The organism is Rhizobium leguminosarum (genome assembly GCF_001679785.1).
In the GTDB taxonomy this organism is placed as follows: domain Bacteria; phylum Pseudomonadota; class Alphaproteobacteria; order Rhizobiales; family Rhizobiaceae; genus Rhizobium; species Rhizobium leguminosarum_R.
The window spans coordinates 1118114-1139813 of record NZ_CP016286.1 but is presented as its reverse complement, the minus strand read 5'-3'; the positions used below and the strand labels follow the sequence as shown (position 1 = coordinate 1139813).

The window sequence follows — 21700 nt, the reverse complement described above, 5'->3', positions numbered from 1 at the left end:
CCGATGGCGAAGGAGCCCGTTTCGACATCTACCGACGACGAGGTGCCTTTCGAGACGCAAGAGCCCGTTGCCGCCGACGAACGTTCGTTCTTTGCAGGACAGCCGCAAAAGCCGTCCGCGCCGAATGCCAGGACCGCCCTGCCCGCCTCGCTCGCCGGCCAAGAGCATTATCACGGCCATCGCGAGCGATTGCGTGACCGCTTCCGGGAGCTCGGCGACACAGCACTTGCCGACTACGAAATCCTTGAGCTGCTGCTTTTCCGCCTGATCCCGCGGCGTGACACCAAGCCGATCGCCAAGGCGCTAATCGAACGGTTCGGCTCACTCTCCGGCGTTTTCGGTGCGCCTCAGGCGCTGCTGATGGAAGTCAAAGGTGTCGGCGAGGCCGTGGCGCTCGACCTGAAGCTGATCTCGACTGTCGCCCACCGGACGTTGAAGAGCGAGCTCAGGAGCAAACAGGTCCTGTCCTCGTGGTCTTCGGTCATCCAGTATTGCCATGCCGCCATGGCGCACGAGACCCGCGAACAGTTCCGCATCCTCTTCCTCGACAAGCGCAATGTGCTGATCGCCGATGAGGTGCAGGGCCGCGGCACGGTCGACCATACGCCGGTCTATCCGCGCGAGGTGGTGAAACGCGCGCTCGAGCTTTCGGCAACGGCGATGATCCTCGTCCACAACCACCCCTCCGGCGATCCCACGCCATCGCGCGCCGACATCGACATGACGAAGGTGATCATCGATGCGGCCAAAGCGCTCGATATCACCGTCCACGACCACGTCATCATCGGCAAGGATGGCCATGTCAGCCTGAAGGGGCTGAAGCTGATCTGAACAAAACACTGCGGCTGATCGCCGGCGAGATGCGGAGCCGCGGCGCATCGACCATGCCCCGAGAAGACTGCGGAATGCCGGAGTTGACAGCAGTCGGTGGTGCGCGATTGTATGCAGTCTTGCACCACCACAGCCTGGACAATGCCCACCCGAAATACCGAGAAGATGAAGCTCCATGACGATCCGCAGCGGTAACACCGATCGATCGACCCGGCTCTGCCGCGAGGTGCTCTGCCTCGATGACTTTGAAATAAAGGCGCGGCGACATCTGCCAAAGCCCCTGTTCGGTTATATCGCGGGCGCAACCGAGACCAATGCGTCACTGCGGCATAATGCAGAAGCTTTCCAAACCTATGCCTTCCGGCCTCGTGTCCTTCGGGACGTCTCGAAACGCAGCACCGAGACGAGCCTCTTCGGCAAGACCCATGCCGCGCCATTCGGCATCGCGCCGATGGGTATCAGCGCGCTGATGGCCTATCGAGGTGACATCGTGCTTGCGCAAGGAGCGGATCAATCGGGAATCCCGATGATCATAAGCGGTTCATCGCTTATCCCTTTGGAAGAGATCGCTGCAGTTTCGCCGCAAGCATGGTTTCAGGCCTATCTCCCCGGCGAACCCGACCGTATCGACGCTCTCATCGATCGCGTCGGCGCGGCCGGCTTGCGCACGCTTCTGCTGACCGTGGACACAGCCACGCTGCCAAATCGTGAAAACAATGTAAGGGCCGGATTTTCGACGCCTTTGCGTCCCGGTCTCCGCCTGGCATGGCAGGGCATCTCGCACCCGCGCTGGACCACCGGCACATTCCTGCGCACGATCGTCCGGCACGGCATTCCGCATTTTGAGAATTCCTATGCCACCAGAGGCGCGCCGATCATCTCCTCAAATGTCACGCGCGATTTCGGCAGGCGCGACCATCTCAACTGGAACCATCTGGAGCGGATACGCAACAGGTGGTCCGGCAAACTTGTGGTCAAGGGGATCATGCATCCTGACGACGCGGCGCGGGCTGTCGATACGGGGGCGGATGGCGTGATCGTCTCCAACCATGGCGGCCGCCAGCTCGACGGTACCGCATCTCCCCTTCAGGTCCTTCCGGAGATTGCGTCCCGTGTTGGAGACAGCGTTGCCGTCATGGTCGATGGCGGTTTCAGGCGTGGAACGGACATCATGAAGGCCCTCGCACTCGGGGCCTGTTTCGTGTTCGTGGGCAGGCCGTTCCTTTATGCCGCAGCCGTCGCGGGCCTACCAGGCGTGCTTAAGGCGACCGATATCCTGAAGACGGAACTGCATAGCAATATGGCGTTGCTCGGCGTCACCAAGGTGGGCGATATTTCCGCCGACTACATCACCCGCGCATGAAAAGCCGTCGAGCCACCGAGCATGGCAAGCGCCCCGCCGGTCTTCGTCGGCTAGGACCCATGGCGTGAAGCTGTTTCTCGCAGGGCTCACTTGCCCGAAAAAGCACCCGTCAGGACCAATCAGGTGGCCGTAAAACAATCTGTAACATTGACCGGCTAACGATGGACGGGCGACATTTTGCGTCGCAATATGATTCCTTTCCAATCCGGGGCTTGATGATGCTTCAGTACGATCTCGTTGTGGTGGGCAGCGGTCCCGCAGGGCGCCGCGGCGCGATCCAGGCGTCAAAACTCGGCAAGAAAGTGCTTGTCATCGAGCAGGGCAAACGCGTCGGCGGAGTGTCCGTGCATACCGGCACCATCCCTTCCAAAACGCTGCGCGAGACTGCGCTTAATCTTTCCGGCTGGCGCGAACGCGGCTTCTACGGCCGGTCTTATCGCGTCAAGGAAGAGATCAGTGCAGATGACCTGCGCCGCCGCCTGCTGATTACGCTGAACCACGAGGTCGAGGTGCTGGAACACCAGTTCGCCCGTAACCGCGTGCAGCATATTCGCGGCAAGGCGAGCTTCATCGATGCGTCGACGCTGCAGGTGATCAAGGATGACGGCGAGACTACGCAGGTCACCGCCGCCAGCGTGCTGCTCGCCGTCGGCACAAAACCGTTCCGCCCCGATTACATGCCCTTCGACGGCAAGACCGTTCTCGACAGCGACGAACTGCTGGACATCCAGGACCTGCCGCGATCGATGGTGGTCATCGGCGCCGGCGTCATCGGCATCGAATATGCGACGATCTTCAGCGCGCTCGACACCGCCGTCACCGTCATCGACCCGAAGGCGACAATGCTCGACTTCATCGACAAGGAAATCATCGAGGATTTTACCTACCAGCTGCGCGACCGCAACATGAAGCTGCTGCTCGGCCAGAAGGCGGACAAGGTGGAGAGGCTCGAAAACGGCAAGGTCGAGCTGACGCTCGACAGCGGCCGACGCCTGACGACCGACATGGTGCTTTTCGCCGCCGGCCGCATGGGGGCGACTGATGCGCTGAACCTTCAGGCCATCGGCCTCGAAGCCGACAGCCGCGGCCGTCTCAAGGTCAATCCGGAGACCTTCCAGACATCAGTTGCCAACATCTACGCCGCCGGCGACGTCGTCGGCTTTCCGAGCCTTGCTTCGACCTCGATGGAACAGGGCCGCATCGCCGCCCGCGTCGCGGTCGGCGCGGTCGCCAAGGAGCCGCCGAAATATTTCCCCTACGGCATCTATGCCGTGCCTGAGATTTCGACCTGCGGCCTGACCGAAGAAGAGATGAAGGAGCGCGGTATTCCCTATGAATGCGGCATCGCCCGCTTCCGCGAGACGTCGCGCGGTCATATCATGGGCCTCGACACCGGTCTTTTGAAGCTGATCTTCTCGCTGAAGACCCGCCGCCTGCTCGGCGTGCATATTGTCGGCGAAGGCGCCACCGAGCTGGTGCATATCGGCCAGGCGGTGCTTAATCTCAAAGGGACCGTCGAATATTTCGTCGAGAACACCTTCAACTATCCGACGCTCGCCGAAGCCTACAAGATCGCCGGCCTCGATGCCTGGAACCGAATGGGCGACATCAAGTCGGAACTCTAAAGTCCGTCGCGTCGTCGAGGGAACGGCCGTCTAAGTCCGGCCGCCAAAACGGAGCCGTATCATATTGCGCATCATTTCATTGAACGCATGGGGCGGCAGGCTTCATGAGGCGCTGATTGAATATGTGACGGCGGCCAATCCCGACGTGCTGTGCCTGCAGGAAGTTTTGCGCGCACCCGGCACCCGCTCAGGCTGGTCGGTCTATCGGGACGGCGATGTCGAGTTGCCACAGCGCTTCAATCTCTTTACCGAGATCAGCACCGCCCTGCCCGCTCACGACGGCTTTTTCTGCCCGACCTCGAGAGGCGAGCTTTTCGATGGCGATAGCGCAATTGTCGCCGAATTCGGGCTGGCGACCTTCGTGCGCAAGTCGCATTCTGTCATCGCTCAAGGGCTGGACTTCGTGCATGGCCGTTTTTCCGCTGATGGCTGGGGCGAACATCCTCGGCCGCGAAACGCCCATTGCATCCGTCTGTTCAGCCATGAGCGCGCTTCTACCGTGACCATCGCCCACATGCATGGCCTGCGCGATCCCGCAGGCAAGGGCGATACCCCAGCGCGCGACGAACAGGCTGCAGCGCTGGTCAAGCTCATCAATGGCGTCTGGCCCGGCGACGAAGGGCTCGTCGTCTGCGGCGATTTCAACGTGCTGCCTGATAGCGCGACCTTTGCGATTCTCGGCAGGCTCGGGCTTTCCGACCTCGTCACCGGAAGCGGCCTTGTAGACACGCGAACCTCCTACTATCTGAAGCAGGGCCGCTTTGCCGACTACATGCTGGTGACGCCGGGGTTGAAGGTTGCCAAATTCGAGGTGGTCGAGGCGCCTGACGTCTCCGACCATCGCGCATTGCTGCTCGATATCGGGTAGTATATTGAGGAATAATACACTTCGCGAAGCGTTTGCGCGCCGTGCCGTTTTTTTATGCCTTAGTTCGACCTCCTAAATCGCATTGATAGGTCGTGCTTGTATGTGTCTTCAACGCCAGTTTGCCTTCGGGCAAAGCTTCTAAAGAAAGATAGATACTCTTGTCCCATGTCTTGGAAGCTGCGCGCAGACGTTTTCAGCTGATCCTGATCAAGCCGTCGCATTATGACGACGACGGCTACGTCATCCGCTGGTGGCGGGCGATGATCCCCTCCAATTCACTGGCGGCGCTCTACGGCATTGCCGCCGAATGCGCCGAGCGCAAGGTGCTCGGAGACGATACGGCGATCGATATCACTGTAATCGACGAGACCAATACACGGATCGATGTCGCCGGACTGCTGGCGCAGTTCAAGCGTCACGACAATTTCGGTATGATCGCGCTGGTTGGCGTCCAGACCAACCAGTATCCGCGCGCCCTCGATATCGCCCGTCCCTTCCGCGATGCCGGCCTGCCGGTTTCGATCGGCGGCTTCCATGTTTCCGGCTGCCTGTCGATGCTGGATGGCAAGGCCGTGGGGCTTGACGCCTGTCGTGACATGGGCATCTCGATGTTTGCCGGCGAAGCCGAGGGCCGGCTCGACATGGTGCTGCGCGACGCCGCCGCCGGCGAGCTGAAGCCGCTCTATAATTTCATGAACGACCTTCCCGGCATCGGCGGCACGCCGGTTCCCTTCCTGCCGAAGGACAATATCCAGCGCACGCTCGGGCTCAGCACCAGCTTCGATGCCGGGCGTGGCTGTCCCTATCAATGCTCGTTCTGCACCATCATCAACGTACAGGGACGCAAGTCGCGCTTCCGCTCGGCCGACGACGTCGAAAAGCTCGTGCGGATGAACTGGGCGCAGGGCATCCACAAATTCTTCATCACCGACGACAATTTCGCCCGCAACAAGGATTGGGAAGCGATCTTCGACCGGTTGATCGAACTCAAGGAACGGGACGGCATTCCGCTCGGCCTGATGATCCAGGTCGACACGCTCTGCCACAAGATCCCCAATTTCATCGAGAAATCCAGGCGCGCCGGTGTCACCCGCGTCTTCATCGGCCTCGAAAACGTCAATCCTGATAATCTGACCGCCGCCAAGAAGAACCAGAACAAGATCACCGAATACCGCAAGATGCTGCTCGCCTGGAAGGCGCAGGGCATCATGACGCTCGCCGGTTATATCCTGGGCTTCCCCGCAGATACGCCGGAATCGATCCGCCGCGACATCGCGATCATCCAGGAAGAGCTGCCGCTCGACGTCATCGAATTCTTCATCCTGACGCCGCTGCCCGGCTCCGAGGACCATCAGGTCCTGTGGAAGAAGGGCATCGAAATGGATGCCGATCTCAATATCTACGATGTCGAGCACGTCTGCACCGCGCATCCCAAAATGAGCAAGCAGGAATGGGAAGACATCTACCACGAGGCCTGGTCGCTCTATTATTCGCCTGATCATATGAAGACGCTACTGCGCCGCGCCGTGGCGACCGGCGTACCGCTCGCAAGGCTCGTCAAGGTTCTGGTCTCCTTCGCGACCACCGTGCCGCTGGAAAACGTGCACCCGCTGCAAAGCGGCCTGCTGCGCCTGAAGACGCCGTCGGAACGGCGCCCGGACCTGCCGCGCGAGAATCCGCTCGTCTTCTGGCCGCGCTTTGCCTGGGAAACCTTCCGCAAACATGCTTCGCTCGCCGGCACGATCATTGGCCTGACGATTTCGGCGTTCTTGATTTCAAGGGACGCGAAGTCGAAGACCTACATGGACCAGGCTCTGACGCCGGTCGCCGACGACGAAGAGGAAACGCTCCACCTCTTCACACAGACCGCCGGCGGCGCCGCAGCCGTGAGCCATGTCAGGAAAGTCGCGCAACTGACAGCGCATTGAGCGGTAATTCTTGAACGGCTGCTGACGCCCGAACACATGGGCGGCATCAAACTCCAAGCCAATGCATGGCGTTAAAGCGCGTCGCATGAATCAAGTTTGACAACGCGCTTTGAAGGCTCCGACCTTGGTGGCCGTTTAAGCGACTTGGATCATCTTGGTTGTCTCGGCCACTTGCAGCGTGTCGACGAATTCGACGATCTTGACCGGTTTCCCATCGCGGAAACGGATCTTGTCGACGAATTCCGTATGGAAGCTCACGCCCGATGGGATGTGCCTGACCTCGCCTTCGCGGTGGGCAAAGACCATCTGCTCATCTTCGTCCACATAGATGCCGGCTGTCCTGATATTTGATAGATCCCATACAGTGATAAGCTGGGTTATCGCCTGGCGAAAAGAATCCCCGCTTACTTCAGTCGAAAAAGGCGCCAGTCGGGTATTGCCGACCATGCGAAAGGTGCAATTCTCGCCGATCAGCGCCAGCGTAGCTTCGACATTGCCACGGTCACGCACAGCATAAATTTCCTCTACTAGCTTCTTCATATCATGCTTTGCAGTCATTTTCAGGTCCCTCCCACCATCAGCGAAATCTGCATCTAATTATACTTTAATGCAACTCTTTGTTGTTCCGGATGACTAAACACAATGGAGTAGACGGCGAGAATGAACTGCCCTGGATAATAGAAAAGGCCCCGCACGATGGCGAGGCCCTCCAAACTTCTGAACTGAAAAGCGATTATTCGGCGCTTTCGTCAGCCGCCTTCTTCTTCGGAGCAGCCTTCTTCTTCGGTGCGGCTTCTTCGCCCTCACCGGTGTCAGCTGCTTCGGCCTTGGCGGCAGCCTTCTTCTTCGGCGCGGCCTTCTTGGTTTCGGCCTTTGCTTCGCCTTCTTCCTCGGCGAGCAGCTCTTCCTTGGTCACCTTCTTGTCGGTGACGTCGATTTCGGTCAGCAGGTGATCGATGACCTTCTCTTCGAAGATCGGTGCGCGGATCGAAGCGGCGGCACCCGGCTGGCTGCGGAAGAATTCGAGGATCTGCTTTTCCTGGCCCGGATACTGGCGCAGCTGATCGTAGATGGCGCGCTGCATCTCGTCTTCGCTGACTTCGACGCCGGCCTTTTCGCCGATTTCGGAGAGAACGAGACCTAGGCGAACGCGGCGCTCGGCGAGCGTCTTGTATTCCTCGCGAGCCTTCTCTTCGGTCGTGTCTTCGTCCTCGAAGGTCTTGCCGGACTGGGCGAGGTCGTTGTTCACCTGGCTCCAGATGCCGTTATATTCGGCGTCGACGAGCGAGTTCGGGGTCTCGAACTTGTACATCTCGTCGAGCTGATCGAGGATCTGGCGCTTCAGCTTCTGGCGGGTCAGCGAGCCGTACTGCGATTCGATCTGGCCACGGACGATTTCCTTCAGGCGGTCGGCAGATTCGATGCCGAGCTTGGAGGCGAGTTCGTCGTTGATCTCGACATCGGCAGGTGCGGCGACTTCCTTGACTGACACGTCGAAGGTCGCTTCCTTGCCGGCGAGGTTCTTGGCCGGGTAGTCGGCCGGGAAGGTCACGGTGATGGTCTTCTCGGCGCCGGCCTTGACGCCGATGAGCTGGTCTTCGAAGCCCGGAATGAAGCGGCCGGAGCCAAGCACCAGTTCGGCGCCCTGGTCGGTGCCGCCCTCGAAGGCTTCGCCGTCGACCTTACCGACGTAATCCATGGTGATGCGGTCGCCGTTCGCGGCCTTGCCGGTCTTGGTCTCGTAGGCGCGGGCGCTTTCGGCGACCTTCAGGACCTGCTCGTTGACTTCGTCGTCCGAGATGTCGATGACTTCGCGCGTGACCTTGATGCCCTTGACCGACTTCAGCTCGATCGGCGGCAGAACTTCATAGGAGAGCGTGAATTCGAAATCCTGCTCGGCGGCGAGGATCTTGTCGGCTTCGTCCTTGTCTTCCGTCATGGCGATTTCCGGCTGCGTGGCCGACTTCTCGCCGCGGCTGGACAGGATGGCGGCCGGCTGCTCGCGGACGATCTCGTTGACGAGGTCGGCCATGATCGACTTACCGTAGACCTTCTTGAGGTGAGCGGCAGGGACCTTGCCCGGACGGAAGCCGTTGATGCGAACCTTGTCCTTCACATCGGCAAGACGCTCATTCATCTTGTCTTGCATGTCCTTGGCCGGGATAACGACCTTGATTTCGCGCTTCAGCCCTTCAGCGAGCGTTTCGATAACCTGCATGTCTTCCTACCTTCATTTCGTGGCGGCCGTGCCCAGACGCCGTTCGTTTCGATGAGCACGACGCCGGCGATCCTGCCGCGCGTGGCTTTTCCCAATTCCATATCATTCCGCCCAAAGCGGAATGGCACTCGCGGGCTATTCGGGACAACTCTCAATTGTTCTGGAACAACCGATTCTTAGTCTCCCGCCTGCAAACAGCTTGGTGCGGGTAGAGAGACTTGAACTCCCACGCCTTGCGGCACCAGAACCTAAATCTGGCGTGTCTACCAATTTCACCATACCCGCGTTCACAAAACCGCATGCCTATGCCTGCGCATGAGGCCTTCCGGAGCGCGGCGTCTCTATATCACCCGATTTGGTCGAGGCAAAGGAAAAATGAACGGTAAATGACAGGGGATTTGCGGCCCTGGAGCCGCCCTGCCCCGAAGTGTGACGCGATCAGTAAAGCGGCTCGTCGTAAACCGGCTTGCCGTCAACGAGAAGGCTGCGGATCTGTGCGCTTCCATCAGGCGAGACACGCACTGCAATGGCGACGTTGCCGTCATTGCGAGCCTCCTCGATCGGCTTGCCCTCGCCTTCGGGAACGTAGTAGCGCTCGATGCCGTATTCGACACGCATGCTGTCGCCGGCGGCAAGTCCGCCACTATAAAATGGCTGGCTGCGCAGGATCACGGTCTCCGGCTGCGGAGGCAGTTCGTGAAAGGACGATTCGGTCACCGTCCAGAAACCGTCCTCCTGCTTCTTCAGCCGGACCCATAACACCCGCTCGCCGGCCTCGGCCGGAATGCTGCCGGAAACCGTCTGCACCGGCACCGAGGAAATGTCGTAGTTCAAGACGACATAGTCGCCGCGCAGGAAATCGCGCGGATCGACGGGCGCCGTCTTCAGCAGCACTTCGGCGCCATCGCTGAGGATCGACGCCCGGCTCTGGATGATCGTGCCGAGGATAAGGGTCTGCAGACCGGCGACGATGATAGCCGAAAGCAGATAGCCCTTGCCGGATTGCAGCTTTGCGATGAACGAGTTCATGCCCGCTCTCCCTGTGCATTCGCCGAAAAACGCCGTTCGAGACGGATAACCATCCAGGCGACCAGCGCGACCACGAGACCGGAGAAGAGGAAGAGGCTCGACGTGCCGAGGATCGAGCCGACAGTGACGGAGGCGAGATAGAGCATCTCCGCGGCAAAGGTCGCGTAGGCGAGATATCGCACCGCGCCGTTATCCCTGCCACGCAGGACGATCGCCAGCACGGAAGCGGCAAGCGTCACCACTCCGAGCACCACCAGCCCCCAGCCATCCTCGATCTCGATATGCAGCAGCAGGAAGCCGATTACGGCGACGAGGAAGCTGTAGAAGGCAGGAGCCGCACCGGCGGTTCTGACCAAGGAGGCAATAGGCCTGGGGGCAATGCCGTCAGGACGAAGGCCGCCATGCCGCCGATTGCAAAGGCAAGCGCCACGGTGATCTCCTCATAAAGAGTATAGAGCCAGGCGAGCCAACCGATCAGCAGAAGATAGGCCAGGTGGCGGCCCCGCTCGGCGCCGGTATACCGCACCAGCCCGATGACGATCACCGCCATGACCGGCGCCATCCAGGGATCGAGACCGATCCAATGCGTGTCGTTATCCTGCAGATAAACCGCAAAGGATGCCCAGGAGAGGAAGCCTGCGACGACGGTCACCGCGGCTGAACGGAACAGGATCGCCGAGACCGTCGCAATCGCGAACCAGAGATACATCACCGTCTGCTGGTCGCCGGAGAGATGATACATCTGCCCGACCAGCGAGATGGCGCCGCCGAAACTCATCGCCCCGATGACCAGCAAGCCGCCTGCGGCGGCTGTCGCACCGCGAGCAAGCATCCCGGCGGCGGCGATATGCACGACCCAGATCAGGGCAAGGATGCCCCCCACGCGCACAAGGCGCGGGATGGCCTCCCAGTTGGAGGCGACGACCAGCAGGATGGCAGCTGCAAGCAGCACCGCTGCCAGCGCCATCAGCACCCTGCCGAGGCTGAAGCTTGCCGGGCGGCTGTCATATTCGGCGAGAAGCGCACCTGCCGTTTCCCGCCCGAGCAGGCCCTTGCCCACCCAGAGCGAAAGATCCCGCTCCAATCTGCCGCGATACATGCTCAACCCCTTGATTTCCGCAACGTCGACTGCGGCGCTGCAGCTCACGCCGTTATAGACGCAGCACGGGTGTTCGCAAACGCCCGTCCGCCAAATATACAAGTTCCTCATTGGTCTAAATAGTATCGAGTGTTAACCCGCCGCTAACGTCAGAAGGGCTAATATAAGCCTATGGACGGAGAGGTATGCGACACTTGCATATCCCCCATGAATTTATTGCACTGCACAATACTCATTAGTCATACTATTTATCAATGTATCGAAGCACGGGGATGGCGCCCCGGCCCGGCATCAGCTGGACGCCCGCGGATGCTTTGTCCGTGACGAGATTCGTAGCCGCGCACTCCTCCTCCCAGCGCGCTGCGATAGGCTGACAACACTCCTCCTCCCAGTTGTCAGTCACCATAACGCGCCCGCCGGATCCTCCCCCGGCGGGCGTTTTTGTTTAGCCAGAGCTTCATTAAAGCCTTGGCGGTGAGAGGATTTTCGTCGCATGGCGCCGTCGTGCCACATTGTCGTCACGCCGCCCCACCAACCCCGCGAAGGGGTGGGCGACTTCCAATCCGAAGCGGAACAGCTCCTTGAGCGGACGCACAGGCGGAATCACCGGGGACGCAGCGTTTTCCGCTATGGCACTCCATTCGCCCCCTCCAAATCGAACTGCTTTTTCAAAAGTCATTCTGCCTATTCGTTGACCAAAAAATGGTAAGTCTGCGTCAAATACCCTTTGAGCATTGCATGCCTCGCATAGGTGATCTGAAAACTTGTCTGTTTTAGTCTTTCGCGTCGCAACATATATTCCAAGTCATCAAATAGAGGTCAGCGCCGATCGGTGGCTGCTGGCGGATGAAACCCTCGGAAAGGGGCTTAACATGAACTTCTCCCGCTCTTTCAATAACTGGCGCAAGTATCGTCAGACCGTCACGGAACTCGGCCGCATGACCAACCGCGAATTGCACGATCTCGGCATCGACCGTTCGGACATCCATCGCGTTGCCCGTGAGGCTTCTCACCGCTAATTCAGGCGATCCGCGCTCCTCCCAAGCAGGATTGTTCTCGATTGAAACGCCCGCTGCACCCGCAGCGGGCGTTTTCTTTTGTCTTCATGGGGCATGTCGCGGCGGTTGCAGGTTTTTCCCACTCGTTAGCCCGCTCAAAAAATATCCTCTGCTTAATTGAAGAGCATCATAGTGCACAATTGCATGGCAGTCGCCTTTTATTTGCACTGCACAATTGGACGGTTCTCGCCTATATAAACATCAACCGCAGAGAGACAGGCGATCCCGCCGTCCCGCGGACATAGGAAGAAGACAATGAACCCGATCCGCATTGCAAGAAGCTGGCTCAGCTACCGTCGTACGCTCAATGAACTCGGCGGCCTTTCGAACCAGACGCTGTCCGATATCGGCGTTAGCCGCTACGACATCCGGAATATCGCATCCCGCTCGTTCCGCTAATAGCGAGTACGATGCTTCCAAGACGGCGCCCAAGGGCGCCGTTTTTGATTCCAGGGTGTTGGATCGCACCTGCCGACATGATATCAGCCCGGAATGAACACGATCTCCTCCTATTCCCCTATCCACGTTGTCGGCGGCGGGCTTGCCGGTTCAGAAGCCGCCTGGCAGATCGCCAGTTCCGGCGTTCCGGTTATCCTGCATGAAATGCGCGGGGTGCGCGGCACGGATGCGCACAAGACCGACGGTCTTGCCGAACTCGTCTGCTCCAACTCTTTCCGGTCCGACGATGCGACCAGCAATGCCGTCGGCGTCATCCATGCCGAGATGCGTATGGCGGGCTCGCTGATCATGGCCGCTGCCGACCGGTGCCAAGTACCGGCCGGTGGTGCGCTCGCCGTCGATCGCGATGGCTTCTCCGAGGCGGTGACCAAAGCGGTCCATGACCACCCGCTCATCACCGTCCTGCGTGAAGAGGTCACCGGCCTGCCGCCAAAGGATTGGGATCTTGCCATCGTCGCCACCGGACCGTTGACGGCGCCGTCGCTCGCGAGCGCAATCCAGGCGGAAACCGGCGAGGATTCGCTCGCCTTCTTCGACGCCATCGCGCCGATCGTCTACCGCGAGAGCATCGACATGGATATCTGCTGGTATCAGTCGCGCTACGACAAGGTCGGCCCCGGCGGCACCGGCAAGGATTACATCAACTGCCCGATGGACGAGGCGCAGTACAATGCCTTCGTCGATGCGCTGATATCAGGCGATACGGTCGGTTTCAAGGAATGGGAGGGCACGCCTTATTTCGACGGCTGCCTGCCGATCGAGGTGATGGCCGAACGCGGCCGCGAGACTTTGCGCCACGGACCGATGAAGCCGATGGGGCTGACGAACGCGCATAATCCGACGGTCAAGGCCTATGCCGTTGTGCAGCTGCGGCAGGACAATGCGCTCGGCACGCTCTACAATATGGTCGGCTTCCAGACGAAGCTGAAATATGGCGCGCAGGCAGACATCTTCCGGATGATCCCGGGCCTGGAAAATGCGGAATTTGCCCGTCTCGGCGGTCTCCACCGCAACACCTATATCAACTCCCCCACCCTGCTCGATCCGTCGCTGACGCTGAAATCGCGGCCCGGCCTGCGCTTTGCCGGCCAGATCACCGGCTGTGAGGGATATGTGGAAAGCGCCAGCGTCGGGCTGATGGCCGGGCGTTTCGCCGCCGCCGAACGCAAGGGTGAGGCGATTTCGCTACCGCCGGCGACGACGGCGCTCGGATCGCTGCTCGGCCATATCACCGGTGGGCACCTCGTCACCGACGAGGAGCCGGGCAAACGATCGTTCCAGCCGATGAACATCAATTTCGGGCTGTTTCCGGAGCTCCAGCCGGGTTCGATCGTCAAACCTGAAGGCGTCAAGCGCTTCCGCGGCAAGGACAAGACGATCATGAAGCGGCAGCTGATCGCACGGCGCGCGCTTGCCGACTGCGCGGCTTGGCTCGGTCAAGAATCGACGCTTGCCGAAAGCGCCTGATCGGCGCTTTCAAGCACGTCGCGCTTGAAGACTTTGCTTTTATGCATGTCGTCCTCCCAAACCGATGCACACTTTTGGGCGACATGGATTACTGCTTATTCGCCGCCGAAATATTGCCGGGCGGCAGGTCCTTATCCGGCTCGGCGATATAATTGCCGAGCAGCCAGAGCGAAACCTCCGAGGCTTCCTTGGCGGAAGCGAATTCGAAATCGCCGTTGTGATGGGGCGCATCGAGGAAGTCGATCACCAGTCCCCTGCCCGTTTCCGAGCCGACGACGCGCACCCGACCCGGCTCGATCACGTGGCAGGAGAAATGGCGCGACATGTTGCGCATGAAGCCGGCCTTGTTGTCGTGCAGGCGCACAAAAACGGCCTGGCCGTTTTCCGTCGCCTGCAACTGACGGATCGCCTCGTTCGGAAAGGCGCGGCCGAATTCGATGATGGCAAGGCCCGTGTCATGCAGGCCGTCTTCCTTGTTCTGCGCGGCCATGCGCGTTGCCACGAAAGCAAAGAAAATGACGATGGCGAAAAGGACGCACCAGACGATAATGCCCACGCCGAGTCTCCGTTCAAAGGGTAGCGGTGGAAGCCTTGTAACGCGCGAGACTTGCGCGAATTTGACCGATATCAGATTTTTCGGCGTGCGGCAGCCAGCCCCATCCGCAGCTGGCGGCGCCATTGCGGCGGCTGCAGCGGCCGGTCGAGCAGCAAGGCGCCGCGTTTCTGTGCCTTGACGAGCACCGGTTCGGCAAGCGTCGCCGGCAGGAAGGCTGGAAAGACGGCCGGCGCAATCGGCCCCGCCGCCCTCGCCTTTGCAAGATGTTCGCGACCGAGGCCGGCGAAGGCCTCGATGGCGGCAGAGATGCGCGGCCTGTCTTCGCCGGCGAGGAAGGCATCGCGGTCGAGACCGGTGGCGGAAAGGATCTGCAACGGAATATAGATCTGGCCGCGGCGGCGATGCAGCGGCATCAGCAGCAACAGCCCGGCGACCGCCTGGGCGACGCCGGCATGGCCGGCGGCGTCGGCCGAGCGTGCGGCTTCCTCCGGCGAAAGCACCAGGCTTGCGAGCTGAATCAGCGCCGATGCCGTTTCGCCGGCATAGCCTTCAAGCGAAAGACGTGTCTCCATCGGATCGTCATAGAGATCGAAGGTCCGGGCCTCGATCATGTCGATGAGCGTCTTGCGCGGCAGGCGGTGCGTTTCGATTGCGGTGAGAAGTGCTGCCGCGACGGGATTGGCCGCCGTCGAGCCGTGTGCGCTCCCTTCCAGGAGATCGTGCCAATATTGCAGCCGCACCTCACCGGGCAAGGGCTCGTGGACGAGATCGCGGATGCGGGCAAGCTCGGCATTGAAGGCGTAAAGCGCTGCGAGCGCGCCGCGCTTTTCCTCCGGCGACAGCAGACAGGCGAGATAGCGGTCGCGATCGCTGTCACGCAGCATCGCCAGGCAGATGTCCTGGTTGGTCGCAATATGCGCTTCAGTCATCGTCAGACCGCAATCAACGCCGCGGCGACGGCGCGCTGCTCGGCGAGCATGATATTGAAGGTGCGCACTGCAGCCCCGGTGCTCATCGGATCGGAGGAGATGCCGCGCGACTTCAGCGCCAGCCGCAATTCCTCGGGCAGACGGCGAAGCTGGGTTCCGGTACCGACGAGCAGAACCTCGATATCGGCGGCCTCATCCAGCACTCGGCGAAAATTTTCAGGCGACAGCGGTTTCGACATGTCCATGTCCCAGCCATGAATGCCGGAGGGCAGGCAAAGGATCGAGCCGCGATGCGACATGTCGGCAAAACGAAAGCCGCCATTGCCGTAAGCATCGATCGGAGCGCGCCCAGGGAAATGCGCGGCGCGGATTTCTATGCCTTTTGCCATGTTTTCAAACCACCGTGCCGGATTTTACACCAGCACCCGTCTTGTTGCTCTCTTCCCCGTCCGGAGCCTCCGGCCGCAGCCGGAAGACGATCAAGACAGGAGCGGCGATATAGATCGAAGAGAAGGTGCCGAGAGCGACGCCGAAGAGCATCGCAAAGGTGAAGGAACGGATGACTTCACCGCCGAAGAGAAAGAGCGCCAGCAAGGCGATCAATGTCGTCGCCGCGGTCAGAACGGTGCGCGACAGCGTCTGATTGATCGAAGCATCGATCAGGATCGGCAGCGGCATCTTCTTGTATCGCTTCAGATTCTCGCGCATACGGTCGTAGACCACGACCGTATCGTTCAGGGAATAACCGACGATGGTCAGCACGGCGGCGACGCTCGTCAGGTTGAACTCGATGCCGGTGAGGACGAAGAGACCCAGCATGATGATGACGTCGTGCAGCGTTGCGACGATGGCGCCGACCGCGAATTGCCATTCGAAGCGGATCCAGATGTAGATGAGGATCGCCGCAAGTGCCGCAAGCACGCCGAGCGTCGCCATCATCGTCAATTCGCCCGAGATGGCGGGACCGACGACCTCGACGCGGCGAAAGTCATAATCGTCTTGGAGCTCGCCGCGCACCAGCGTCGCCGCCGACTGCTCGGCATTCTCGCCGCCTCCCTGGGAAGCGATGCGGATCCGCGCGTTCGCCGGCCCGCCCGTGCGCTCGACACTGATCTCACCGAGATTGAGATCATTAAGGCGCGCGTTGAGATCGGCGATGTCGGCATTGCCCTGCTTTGCCGTCACCTCGATGAGCGAACCGCCGGTGAAATCAATGCCGAGATGCAGGCCGACGGTGGCAAAGGCGGCCATGGCGATTAGCGAGATGACCGCCGACGCCGTAAAGACATAACGGCGGATCCCCATGAAGCGGATATTGGCGTGTTCGAAAAGATGCGTCAGCACGCTCTTCGGCAGATGCCGGGGATGGCGCCTTCTCAACCAGACGGCAACGATCGAGCGTGTCAGCGTGAAAGCCGTGAAAACGGTCGTCAGGATGCCGATCGCCAGCGTCACGGCGAAACCGCGGATGGATTCGCTGCCGAGGAAGAAGAGGATGATGGCGGCAATGAAGATCGTGACGTTCGCGTCGACGATGGTTGCGAATGCGCGCGAGAAACCGCGGCCGACGGCCTCCGCAAAGGAATGGGCGGTTTTTTCCTCTTCGCGGATTCGCTCATAGATCAGAACGTTCGAATCGACCGCCATGCCGACGATCAGCACGATGCCGGCAATCCCCGGCAAGGTGAGCGTCGAACCGGCAAGGCTGAGCACCGCGACGATGAGGATCAGGTTGAGGAAGAGCGAGGCGACTGCGATGAGGCCGAGGATGCGATAGAGCGCGATCATCAGTGCCGCGACCAACACGACGGCGACGAGGCCGGCAACGAGGCCGTTGAAGATGGAATCGGCGCCGAATCTCGGACTGATGCTGCGTTCCTCAACGCTGGTCAGCGTCGCCGGCAAGGCGCCGGCGCGCAGCATGATCGCAAGGTCGCGGACGCCATCCTCGGAGAAGTTTGCCGAAATCCGGCCCTCGCCGCCGGTAATCGCCGCATCGATGACCGGTGACGCCATCACCTGGCCGTCGAAGATGATGGCAAGGTGTTTGCCGATATTCTGCCCCGTCGCCTGCGCCAGCCGCTCTTTGCCTTCGGCATCGAGACGGTAGGCGATCGAGGTGTCCTGCGTCTGTGGATCGACGACAGGCTCGATATCGACCATGTTGCTGCCGGTGATGAAAGCCGTGCGGTCGACGAGATACGGTACCGGCGGATCGTCAAGCGAATAGAGCACCTGCGATGTCGCCGGCCAGCGGCCGTTCAACGCCTCCTGCCCCGACATGCTTTCGTCGATCAGATGAAAGGAAAGCTTGGCCGGCTGGTTGAGGATGTTCTTCAGCCGCTCCGCATCGACCGATCCCAGCACCTGCACGACGATGCGGTCGGCGCCATCGGGGCGAACGAGGAAATTATCATTGCCCAATCCGGCGATGCGGCGGCCAACGATATCGAGCGAGCGGGTCCGGGCGGAAGCGACGTCAGCAGTAATGCCGGCGACGGAAATCTGCAGCGAGAGCTGCCCCTGGTCGCCCTGCTGCAGCGCGACCTCAGGTCCCGAATGTCCACCAGCCGTCGTCAAAGGCTTCAGGAGATCGACCGCCGCCTGTGTCTGGGCCGGATCGGTGATCCGCACGGTAACGGTCTGGTCATTGCCGGTGAGGCCGGTATAGCGGATGCCAGCGCCGCGCAGCGCGTTGCGCACATTGGCGACCACCTCTTCCAGGCGGTCCCTGACGATATCGGAACGCTCGACCTTCAAAACGATATGCGAGCCGCCCTGCAGGTCGAGACCAAGCACGACGCGGTCGTGCCGCAACCAGTCCGGCAGGGAGGAACGCTGCGCCTCAGTCAGCAGATTGGGCGCAGCGACGACGATGGCAGCAAACGCGACCAGCCAAATCAGAAGTGTTTTCCAGCGGGAAAAATGCAACATTCTCTCGACGATCTTCCGATCCGGCGGTCCCTGCCGTTATCGCTTGTTACGCTGCGTCGGCCTTGACGGGTTCACCCTTGACGCGAATCTCGGAGATGCCGCTGCGGACGATGCGCACGCGCACGCCGTCAGCGATCTCGACTTCGACTTCTTTTTCGTCGATCACCTTGGTGACCTTGCCGACGAGACCGCCGCCGGTGACGACCTGGTCGCCGCGACGGATCGCCTTCAGGGTTTCCTCACGCTTTTTTGCCTGTGCGCGCTGCGGACGGATCAGTAGGAAGTACCAGACGACCATCAGCGGCACGAACAGGATGATCATTTCGAAACCGGAACCGCCGAATCCCGTTGCGGTGTCGGTCGCGCTCTGGGCGAATGCCGGGGTGATGAACATGCTAAACTCCTCAGGCTTGGGCGGCGGAACTCCGCCTCTCTTTTCAGGTTGCCGGACTATAGTTACGGCTTCGATGAATGCAACAGAAACAGCCGGAAACAGTACCGATTCCGCTGCCTCATAACCTTTCCGCCGTCAAAACGCCATGCTAAAGCGCGTCGCATCGAACTTGATCGACGCGACGCGCTTTAGCTCTTTTGTTTTCAAGCATGTCGTTATCCCGGAACCGCTCCACACTTCCGGGCGACATGCATTAGCGGCATCGAAAGATCAAAGCGGATTGCCGCAGTGAGAAATCAGGAGGCCACCGATGACCGAGGAAATCAACACAGCCCTGCTTGCCGAGCTGAAACGGCTCGCAGACGCCGTCGAGCGTCTTGCCGGACCGGCACCCGCCCTCAACGACTGGGATGCTGCCGACTGTTTCGTCTGGGTGCCATTGCGCCAGCATCTGCAGCCGGTCAAGAGGCCGAACCGGGTGGCGCTGACGCTCATCCGCGGCGTCGATCACGTGCGCGACATCCTGCACGAGAATACGGTGCGTTTCGCCGAGGGGTATGCCGCCAACAATGTGCTGCTCTGGGGCGCGCGCGGCATGGGCAAATCCTCACTGGTCAAGGCCGTGCACGAGGATGTCAGGCGCGAAAGCAGCGCCTCGCTGAAACTGGTCGAAGTCCATCGTGAGGATATCGCCAGCCTTCCAAATCTGCTCGACCTCTTGAAGGACACGCCGTACCGCGTGATCGTCTTCTGCGACGATCTCTCTTTCGATCACGACGATACCGCCTACAAGTCGCTGAAGGCGGCACTCGACGGCGGCATCGAAGGACGGCCGGACAATGTGCTCTTCTACGCCACCTCCAACCGGCGCCATCTGCTGCCGCGCCACATGATGGAAAACGAGCAGTCGACGGCGATCAATCCGTCGGAGGCGGTCGAGGAGAAGGTTTCGCTTTCCGACCGCTTCGGCCTCTGGCTCGGCTTCCACAAATGCAGCCAGGAGGATTATCTCGGCATGATCGACGGCTATGCCGATCACTTCAAGCTCGGGCTCGAACGCGACAAGATGCATGCCGAAGCGCTGGAATGGGCAACGACGCGCGGCGCACGCTCCGGCCGCGTCGCGTGGCAGTATATTCAGGACCTGGCCGGACGCATGCGGGTTCACATCGACCGGGGCTGAAGCGCGTCGCGCCAATCGGAATTCATGCGACGCCCTTATGCACGTCGTTCTCCCAAAACCGCTGCCCACTTTTGGGCCGCATCCATCAAATGACAAAAGCCCGGCCGGCGGCCGGGCTTTTGCGTTTCCTGGTACGCTGTACCTATTCCAGGAAAGTCATCGGGTTGACCGGGGACGCATCCTTGCGCACCTCGAAATGGACCTGTGGCTGCTTGACGTCGCCGCTCATGCCGGAGACGGCGACGGTCTGGCCGCGCTGGATCTTCTGGCCGCGGGTGACGCTCAGCGTATCGGCGTTGCCGTAGACGGTGACGGTGCCGTCGTCGTGACGGACGAGAACCGTGTTGCCGAGTTCCTTCAGGCCGTTGCCGGCATAGATGACGACGCCGTTTTCGGCAGCCTTGATCGGCGTGCCCTGCGGGACCGAGATGTCGATGCCGTCATTGCGGTTGCCGTTGACGTTGGCGCCGTATGAGGCAATGACCTGGCCGCGCACCGGCCAGCGGTATTTGCCGATGCCGGTCGATTCCGGCGCGGCGGAACTGACATCAGACTTCTTCTCGGCATCGTCGACGGTCTGGGTGGCGGCCGGCGCCTTGTAGGGCGCGGGCTGCGCGGAAGCCGTCTGCTGGGCAGCCGCCGGCTGGGCCGAGTTCGGATCGACCTTCTCAGCCGGGATCGAGGCGGTCTTGATATTATCGGCGGTGCCGTTCGGGATCTTCAGAGCCTGACCGATGCGGAGCGAGCTGGCCGAAAGATTGTTGGCGGCCTTGAGGTCGTCGACATTGCTACCGGTTGCCTTGGCAATCTTTGCCAGGGAATCGCCTTGCTTGACGACATAGGTCCCGGCAGGCGCCTTCGGATCCTTGCCGGCGCCGGCGGGAAGTTTGCCGGTGACATCGCCACTCGCCAGCGTCTTGTCGCGGGCGGAATTGGCGCCTGGAATGACGGCGACGTTCTGCTCAGGTGCCTTCGGCGCCGGCATTTTGCCGGGCTTGGAAAGATCAGCCGCCTGCGATGCCGCCTTGGCGGCATTGCCGCCGTTGAAGGTCGGGATGAGGACCGCCTGGCCAGGCTGGGCGGCAGATGCCGTCTTCAGGTTGTTGACGCGCAGAATTTCTTTTTCGGGTACGCCAAAGCGCCTCGAGAGCGTGGCGATGCTTTCACCCGGACGCAGCGTCACCGACGGAGCGTTGGTCGCGGACCAGCCGGAAATCTTGGGCGTCGCGCCTGTGGTCAGCGTATCGGGCGTGACCTTCGGCGCGGCCGGCGCTACCAGTCGAGGCTTCTCAGCCTGCGGCGCAGCCGGGAAAGGCTGGGCGAGCGCGACTTCCTTTTCCCGTTGCCGGGAGGGTGCCGCGGCCGTCGGCGCGGTCAACTCTGAACGCTGCACCGAGACCGGCGCGGAAGCGAGACGTGCGCTCGAGCTCGACGTGCGGGTGGGATCGTAACCCGGGCTTGCCGGATAAGGCTGGTTCAGTGCGTCATTGCCGCCGCCATAGCCTGACTGGCCGGCAACGGCCGAACTGCTAAGATCGGCGCGCGGCACCGGATCGCCCTGAGAACCATTCATATTCCTGCGCGGAATGGAACTTGTGGTGATCTGGTCCTGCCCGGAGGAGGAAAACAAGCCGCCAAACCGTGTCACATCGGAACTGCAGCCCGTTGCGGCACTTGCCAGCAGGCTAACAACCAGAAGATTACCGGCCGACTTCCCGAACTTTGGCGAAAGACTGAAACGCATGACTCGACCCACTGA

General features: G+C 60.9%; 19 protein-coding genes, 1 tRNA gene and 1 pseudogene. 10 read left to right on the top strand and 11 right to left on the bottom strand.

Annotated elements, in window-relative coordinates; translation table 11 throughout:
- Positions 1–3: 3 nt before the first annotated feature.
- From radC to BA011_RS05780, 5 genes are all read left to right on the top strand, one after another.
- Positions 4–831, top strand: a complete 828-nt coding sequence (gene radC, locus BA011_RS05800; RefSeq protein ID WP_065279741.1) for a RadC family protein — start codon at positions 4–6, stop codon at positions 829–831.
- A 175-nt stretch (positions 832–1006) separates the two neighbouring features.
- A complete protein-coding gene (locus BA011_RS05795; protein ID WP_065279740.1) occupies positions 1007–2194 on the top strand; it encodes an alpha-hydroxy acid oxidase in 1188 nt (395 codons plus the stop codon).
- Positions 2195–2412: 218 nt separating this feature from the next.
- Entirely contained in the window at positions 2413–3819 is a 1407-nt protein-coding gene (gene sthA, locus BA011_RS05790; protein ID WP_026157329.1) for a Si-specific NAD(P)(+) transhydrogenase, read from the top strand.
- A 64-nt stretch (positions 3820–3883) separates the two neighbouring features.
- Positions 3884–4687 carry an endonuclease/exonuclease/phosphatase family protein gene (locus tag BA011_RS05785; RefSeq protein WP_065279739.1) on the top strand — a complete coding sequence of 268 codons (804 nt, stop codon included), beginning with the start codon at positions 3884–3886 and terminating at the stop codon, positions 4685–4687.
- Positions 4688–4845: 158 nt separating this feature from the next.
- On the top strand, positions 4846–6615 hold the full coding sequence (locus tag BA011_RS05780; RefSeq protein ID WP_065279738.1) for a B12-binding domain-containing radical SAM protein: 1770 nt from the start codon (positions 4846–4848) through the stop codon (positions 6613–6615).
- Between the two features lie 135 nt (positions 6616–6750).
- Here BA011_RS05780 and BA011_RS05775 read toward each other — a convergent pair whose 3' ends face one another.
- The 5 genes and pseudogenes from BA011_RS05775 to BA011_RS05755 all read right to left on the bottom strand — a co-directional run bounded on the left by BA011_RS05775 (position 6751) and on the right by BA011_RS05755 (position 10961).
- Positions 6751–7173 (bottom strand): nuclear transport factor 2 family protein, encoded by a 423-nt coding sequence (locus tag BA011_RS05775; protein WP_065279737.1) that lies wholly within the window; start codon positions 7171–7173, stop codon positions 6751–6753.
- Between the two features lie 175 nt (positions 7174–7348).
- Entirely contained in the window at positions 7349–8833 is a 1485-nt protein-coding gene (tig, locus tag BA011_RS05770; RefSeq protein WP_065279736.1) for a trigger factor, read from the bottom strand.
- Between the two features lie 200 nt (positions 8834–9033).
- Positions 9034–9118 (bottom strand) — tRNA-Leu (locus BA011_RS05765).
- 153 nt (positions 9119–9271) lie between these two features.
- Positions 9272–9862 (bottom strand): GDYXXLXY domain-containing protein, encoded by a 591-nt coding sequence (locus BA011_RS05760; protein ID WP_065279735.1) that lies wholly within the window; start codon positions 9860–9862, stop codon positions 9272–9274.
- Positions 9859–10961, bottom strand: a pseudogene (locus BA011_RS05755) (DUF2157 domain-containing protein). Before BA011_RS05755 ends, BA011_RS05760 begins: the two are co-directional and overlap by 4 nt.
- Before the next feature lie 872 nt (positions 10962–11833).
- Between BA011_RS05755 and BA011_RS05750 the strand changes: the two are divergent.
- From BA011_RS05750 to trmFO, 4 genes are all read left to right on the top strand, one after another.
- A complete protein-coding gene (locus BA011_RS05750) occupies positions 11834–11980 on the top strand; it encodes a DUF1127 domain-containing protein (RefSeq protein ID WP_003539019.1) in 147 nt (48 codons plus the stop codon).
- A 41-nt stretch (positions 11981–12021) separates the two neighbouring features.
- On the top strand, positions 12022–12264 hold the full coding sequence (locus BA011_RS41130) for a hypothetical protein (protein ID WP_151343391.1): 243 nt from the start codon (positions 12022–12024) through the stop codon (positions 12262–12264).
- A gap of 10 nt (positions 12265–12274) precedes the next feature.
- Positions 12275–12418: a DUF1127 domain-containing protein gene (locus BA011_RS05745; protein ID WP_003539017.1), complete on the top strand. Its 144-nt coding sequence runs from the start codon at positions 12275–12277 to the stop codon at positions 12416–12418.
- A gap of 93 nt (positions 12419–12511) precedes the next feature.
- Complete coding sequence (trmFO, locus tag BA011_RS05740) at positions 12512–13945, top strand: methylenetetrahydrofolate--tRNA-(uracil(54)-C(5))-methyltransferase (FADH(2)-oxidizing) TrmFO (protein WP_065279734.1); 1434 nt, start codon at positions 12512–12514, stop codon at positions 13943–13945.
- 88 nt (positions 13946–14033) lie between these two features.
- Here the strand turns inward: trmFO and BA011_RS05735 are convergent, their stop codons facing one another.
- The 5 genes from BA011_RS05735 to yajC form a co-directional block, all read right to left on the bottom strand.
- On the bottom strand, positions 14034–14501 hold the full coding sequence (locus BA011_RS05735) for a hypothetical protein (RefSeq protein WP_065279733.1): 468 nt from the start codon (positions 14499–14501) through the stop codon (positions 14034–14036).
- Between the two features lie 71 nt (positions 14502–14572).
- Complete coding sequence (locus tag BA011_RS05730) at positions 14573–15430, bottom strand: phytoene/squalene synthase family protein (RefSeq protein ID WP_065279732.1); 858 nt, start codon at positions 15428–15430, stop codon at positions 14573–14575.
- Between the two features lie 2 nt (positions 15431–15432).
- Positions 15433–15819: an Mth938-like domain-containing protein gene (locus BA011_RS05725; protein WP_065279731.1), complete on the bottom strand. Its 387-nt coding sequence runs from the start codon at positions 15817–15819 to the stop codon at positions 15433–15435.
- 4 nt (positions 15820–15823) lie between these two features.
- Complete coding sequence (gene secDF / locus BA011_RS05720; RefSeq protein WP_065279730.1) at positions 15824–18364, bottom strand: protein translocase subunit SecDF; 2541 nt, start codon at positions 18362–18364, stop codon at positions 15824–15826.
- A 46-nt stretch (positions 18365–18410) separates the two neighbouring features.
- Positions 18411–18758 (bottom strand): preprotein translocase subunit YajC, encoded by a 348-nt coding sequence (gene yajC, locus BA011_RS05715; RefSeq protein WP_003539006.1) that lies wholly within the window; start codon positions 18756–18758, stop codon positions 18411–18413.
- A gap of 310 nt (positions 18759–19068) precedes the next feature.
- Here yajC and BA011_RS05710 point away from each other — a divergent pair, with 310 nt between their 5' ends.
- Positions 19069–19941: an ATP-binding protein gene (locus tag BA011_RS05710; RefSeq protein WP_065279729.1), complete on the top strand. Its 873-nt coding sequence runs from the start codon at positions 19069–19071 to the stop codon at positions 19939–19941.
- Positions 19942–20083: 142 nt separating this feature from the next.
- Here BA011_RS05710 and BA011_RS05705 read toward each other — a convergent pair whose 3' ends face one another.
- Entirely contained in the window at positions 20084–21685 is a 1602-nt protein-coding gene (locus BA011_RS05705; protein ID WP_065279728.1) for a peptidoglycan DD-metalloendopeptidase family protein, read from the bottom strand.
- Between the last annotated feature and the right edge of the window lie 15 nt (positions 21686–21700).

Bases quoted from the DNA above. Each gene is read 5' to 3' on its own strand.
- radC (WP_065279741.1), top strand. From the start codon at position 4: ATGGCGAAGGAGCCCGTTTCGACATCTACCGACGACGAGGTGCCTTTC.
- BA011_RS05795 (WP_065279740.1), top strand. From the start codon at position 1,007: ATGACGATCCGCAGCGGTAACACCGATCGATCGACCCGGCTCTGCCGC.
- sthA (WP_026157329.1), top strand. From the start codon at position 2,413: ATGCTTCAGTACGATCTCGTTGTGGTGGGCAGCGGTCCCGCAGGGCGC.
- BA011_RS05775 (WP_065279737.1), bottom strand. From the start codon at position 7,173: ATGACTGCAAAGCATGATATGAAGAAGCTAGTAGAGGAAATTTATGCT.
- tig (WP_065279736.1), bottom strand. From the start codon at position 8,833: ATGCAGGTTATCGAAACGCTCGCTGAAGGGCTGAAGCGCGAAATCAAG.
- BA011_RS05760 (WP_065279735.1), bottom strand. From the start codon at position 9,862: ATGAACTCGTTCATCGCAAAGCTGCAATCCGGCAAGGGCTATCTGCTT.
- BA011_RS05750 (WP_003539019.1), top strand. From the start codon at position 11,834: ATGAACTTCTCCCGCTCTTTCAATAACTGGCGCAAGTATCGTCAGACC.
- BA011_RS05745 (WP_003539017.1), top strand. From the start codon at position 12,275: ATGAACCCGATCCGCATTGCAAGAAGCTGGCTCAGCTACCGTCGTACG.
- trmFO (WP_065279734.1), top strand. From the start codon at position 12,512: ATGAACACGATCTCCTCCTATTCCCCTATCCACGTTGTCGGCGGCGGG.
- BA011_RS05730 (WP_065279732.1), bottom strand. From the start codon at position 15,430: ATGACTGAAGCGCATATTGCGACCAACCAGGACATCTGCCTGGCGATG.
- BA011_RS05725 (WP_065279731.1), bottom strand. From the start codon at position 15,819: ATGGCAAAAGGCATAGAAATCCGCGCCGCGCATTTCCCTGGGCGCGCT.
- secDF (WP_065279730.1), bottom strand. From the start codon at position 18,364: ATGTTGCATTTTTCCCGCTGGAAAACACTTCTGATTTGGCTGGTCGCG.
- yajC (WP_003539006.1), bottom strand. From the start codon at position 18,758: ATGTTCATCACCCCGGCATTCGCCCAGAGCGCGACCGACACCGCAACG.
- BA011_RS05710 (WP_065279729.1), top strand. From the start codon at position 19,069: ATGACCGAGGAAATCAACACAGCCCTGCTTGCCGAGCTGAAACGGCTC.
- BA011_RS05705 (WP_065279728.1), bottom strand. From the start codon at position 21,685: ATGCGTTTCAGTCTTTCGCCAAAGTTCGGGAAGTCGGCCGGTAATCTT.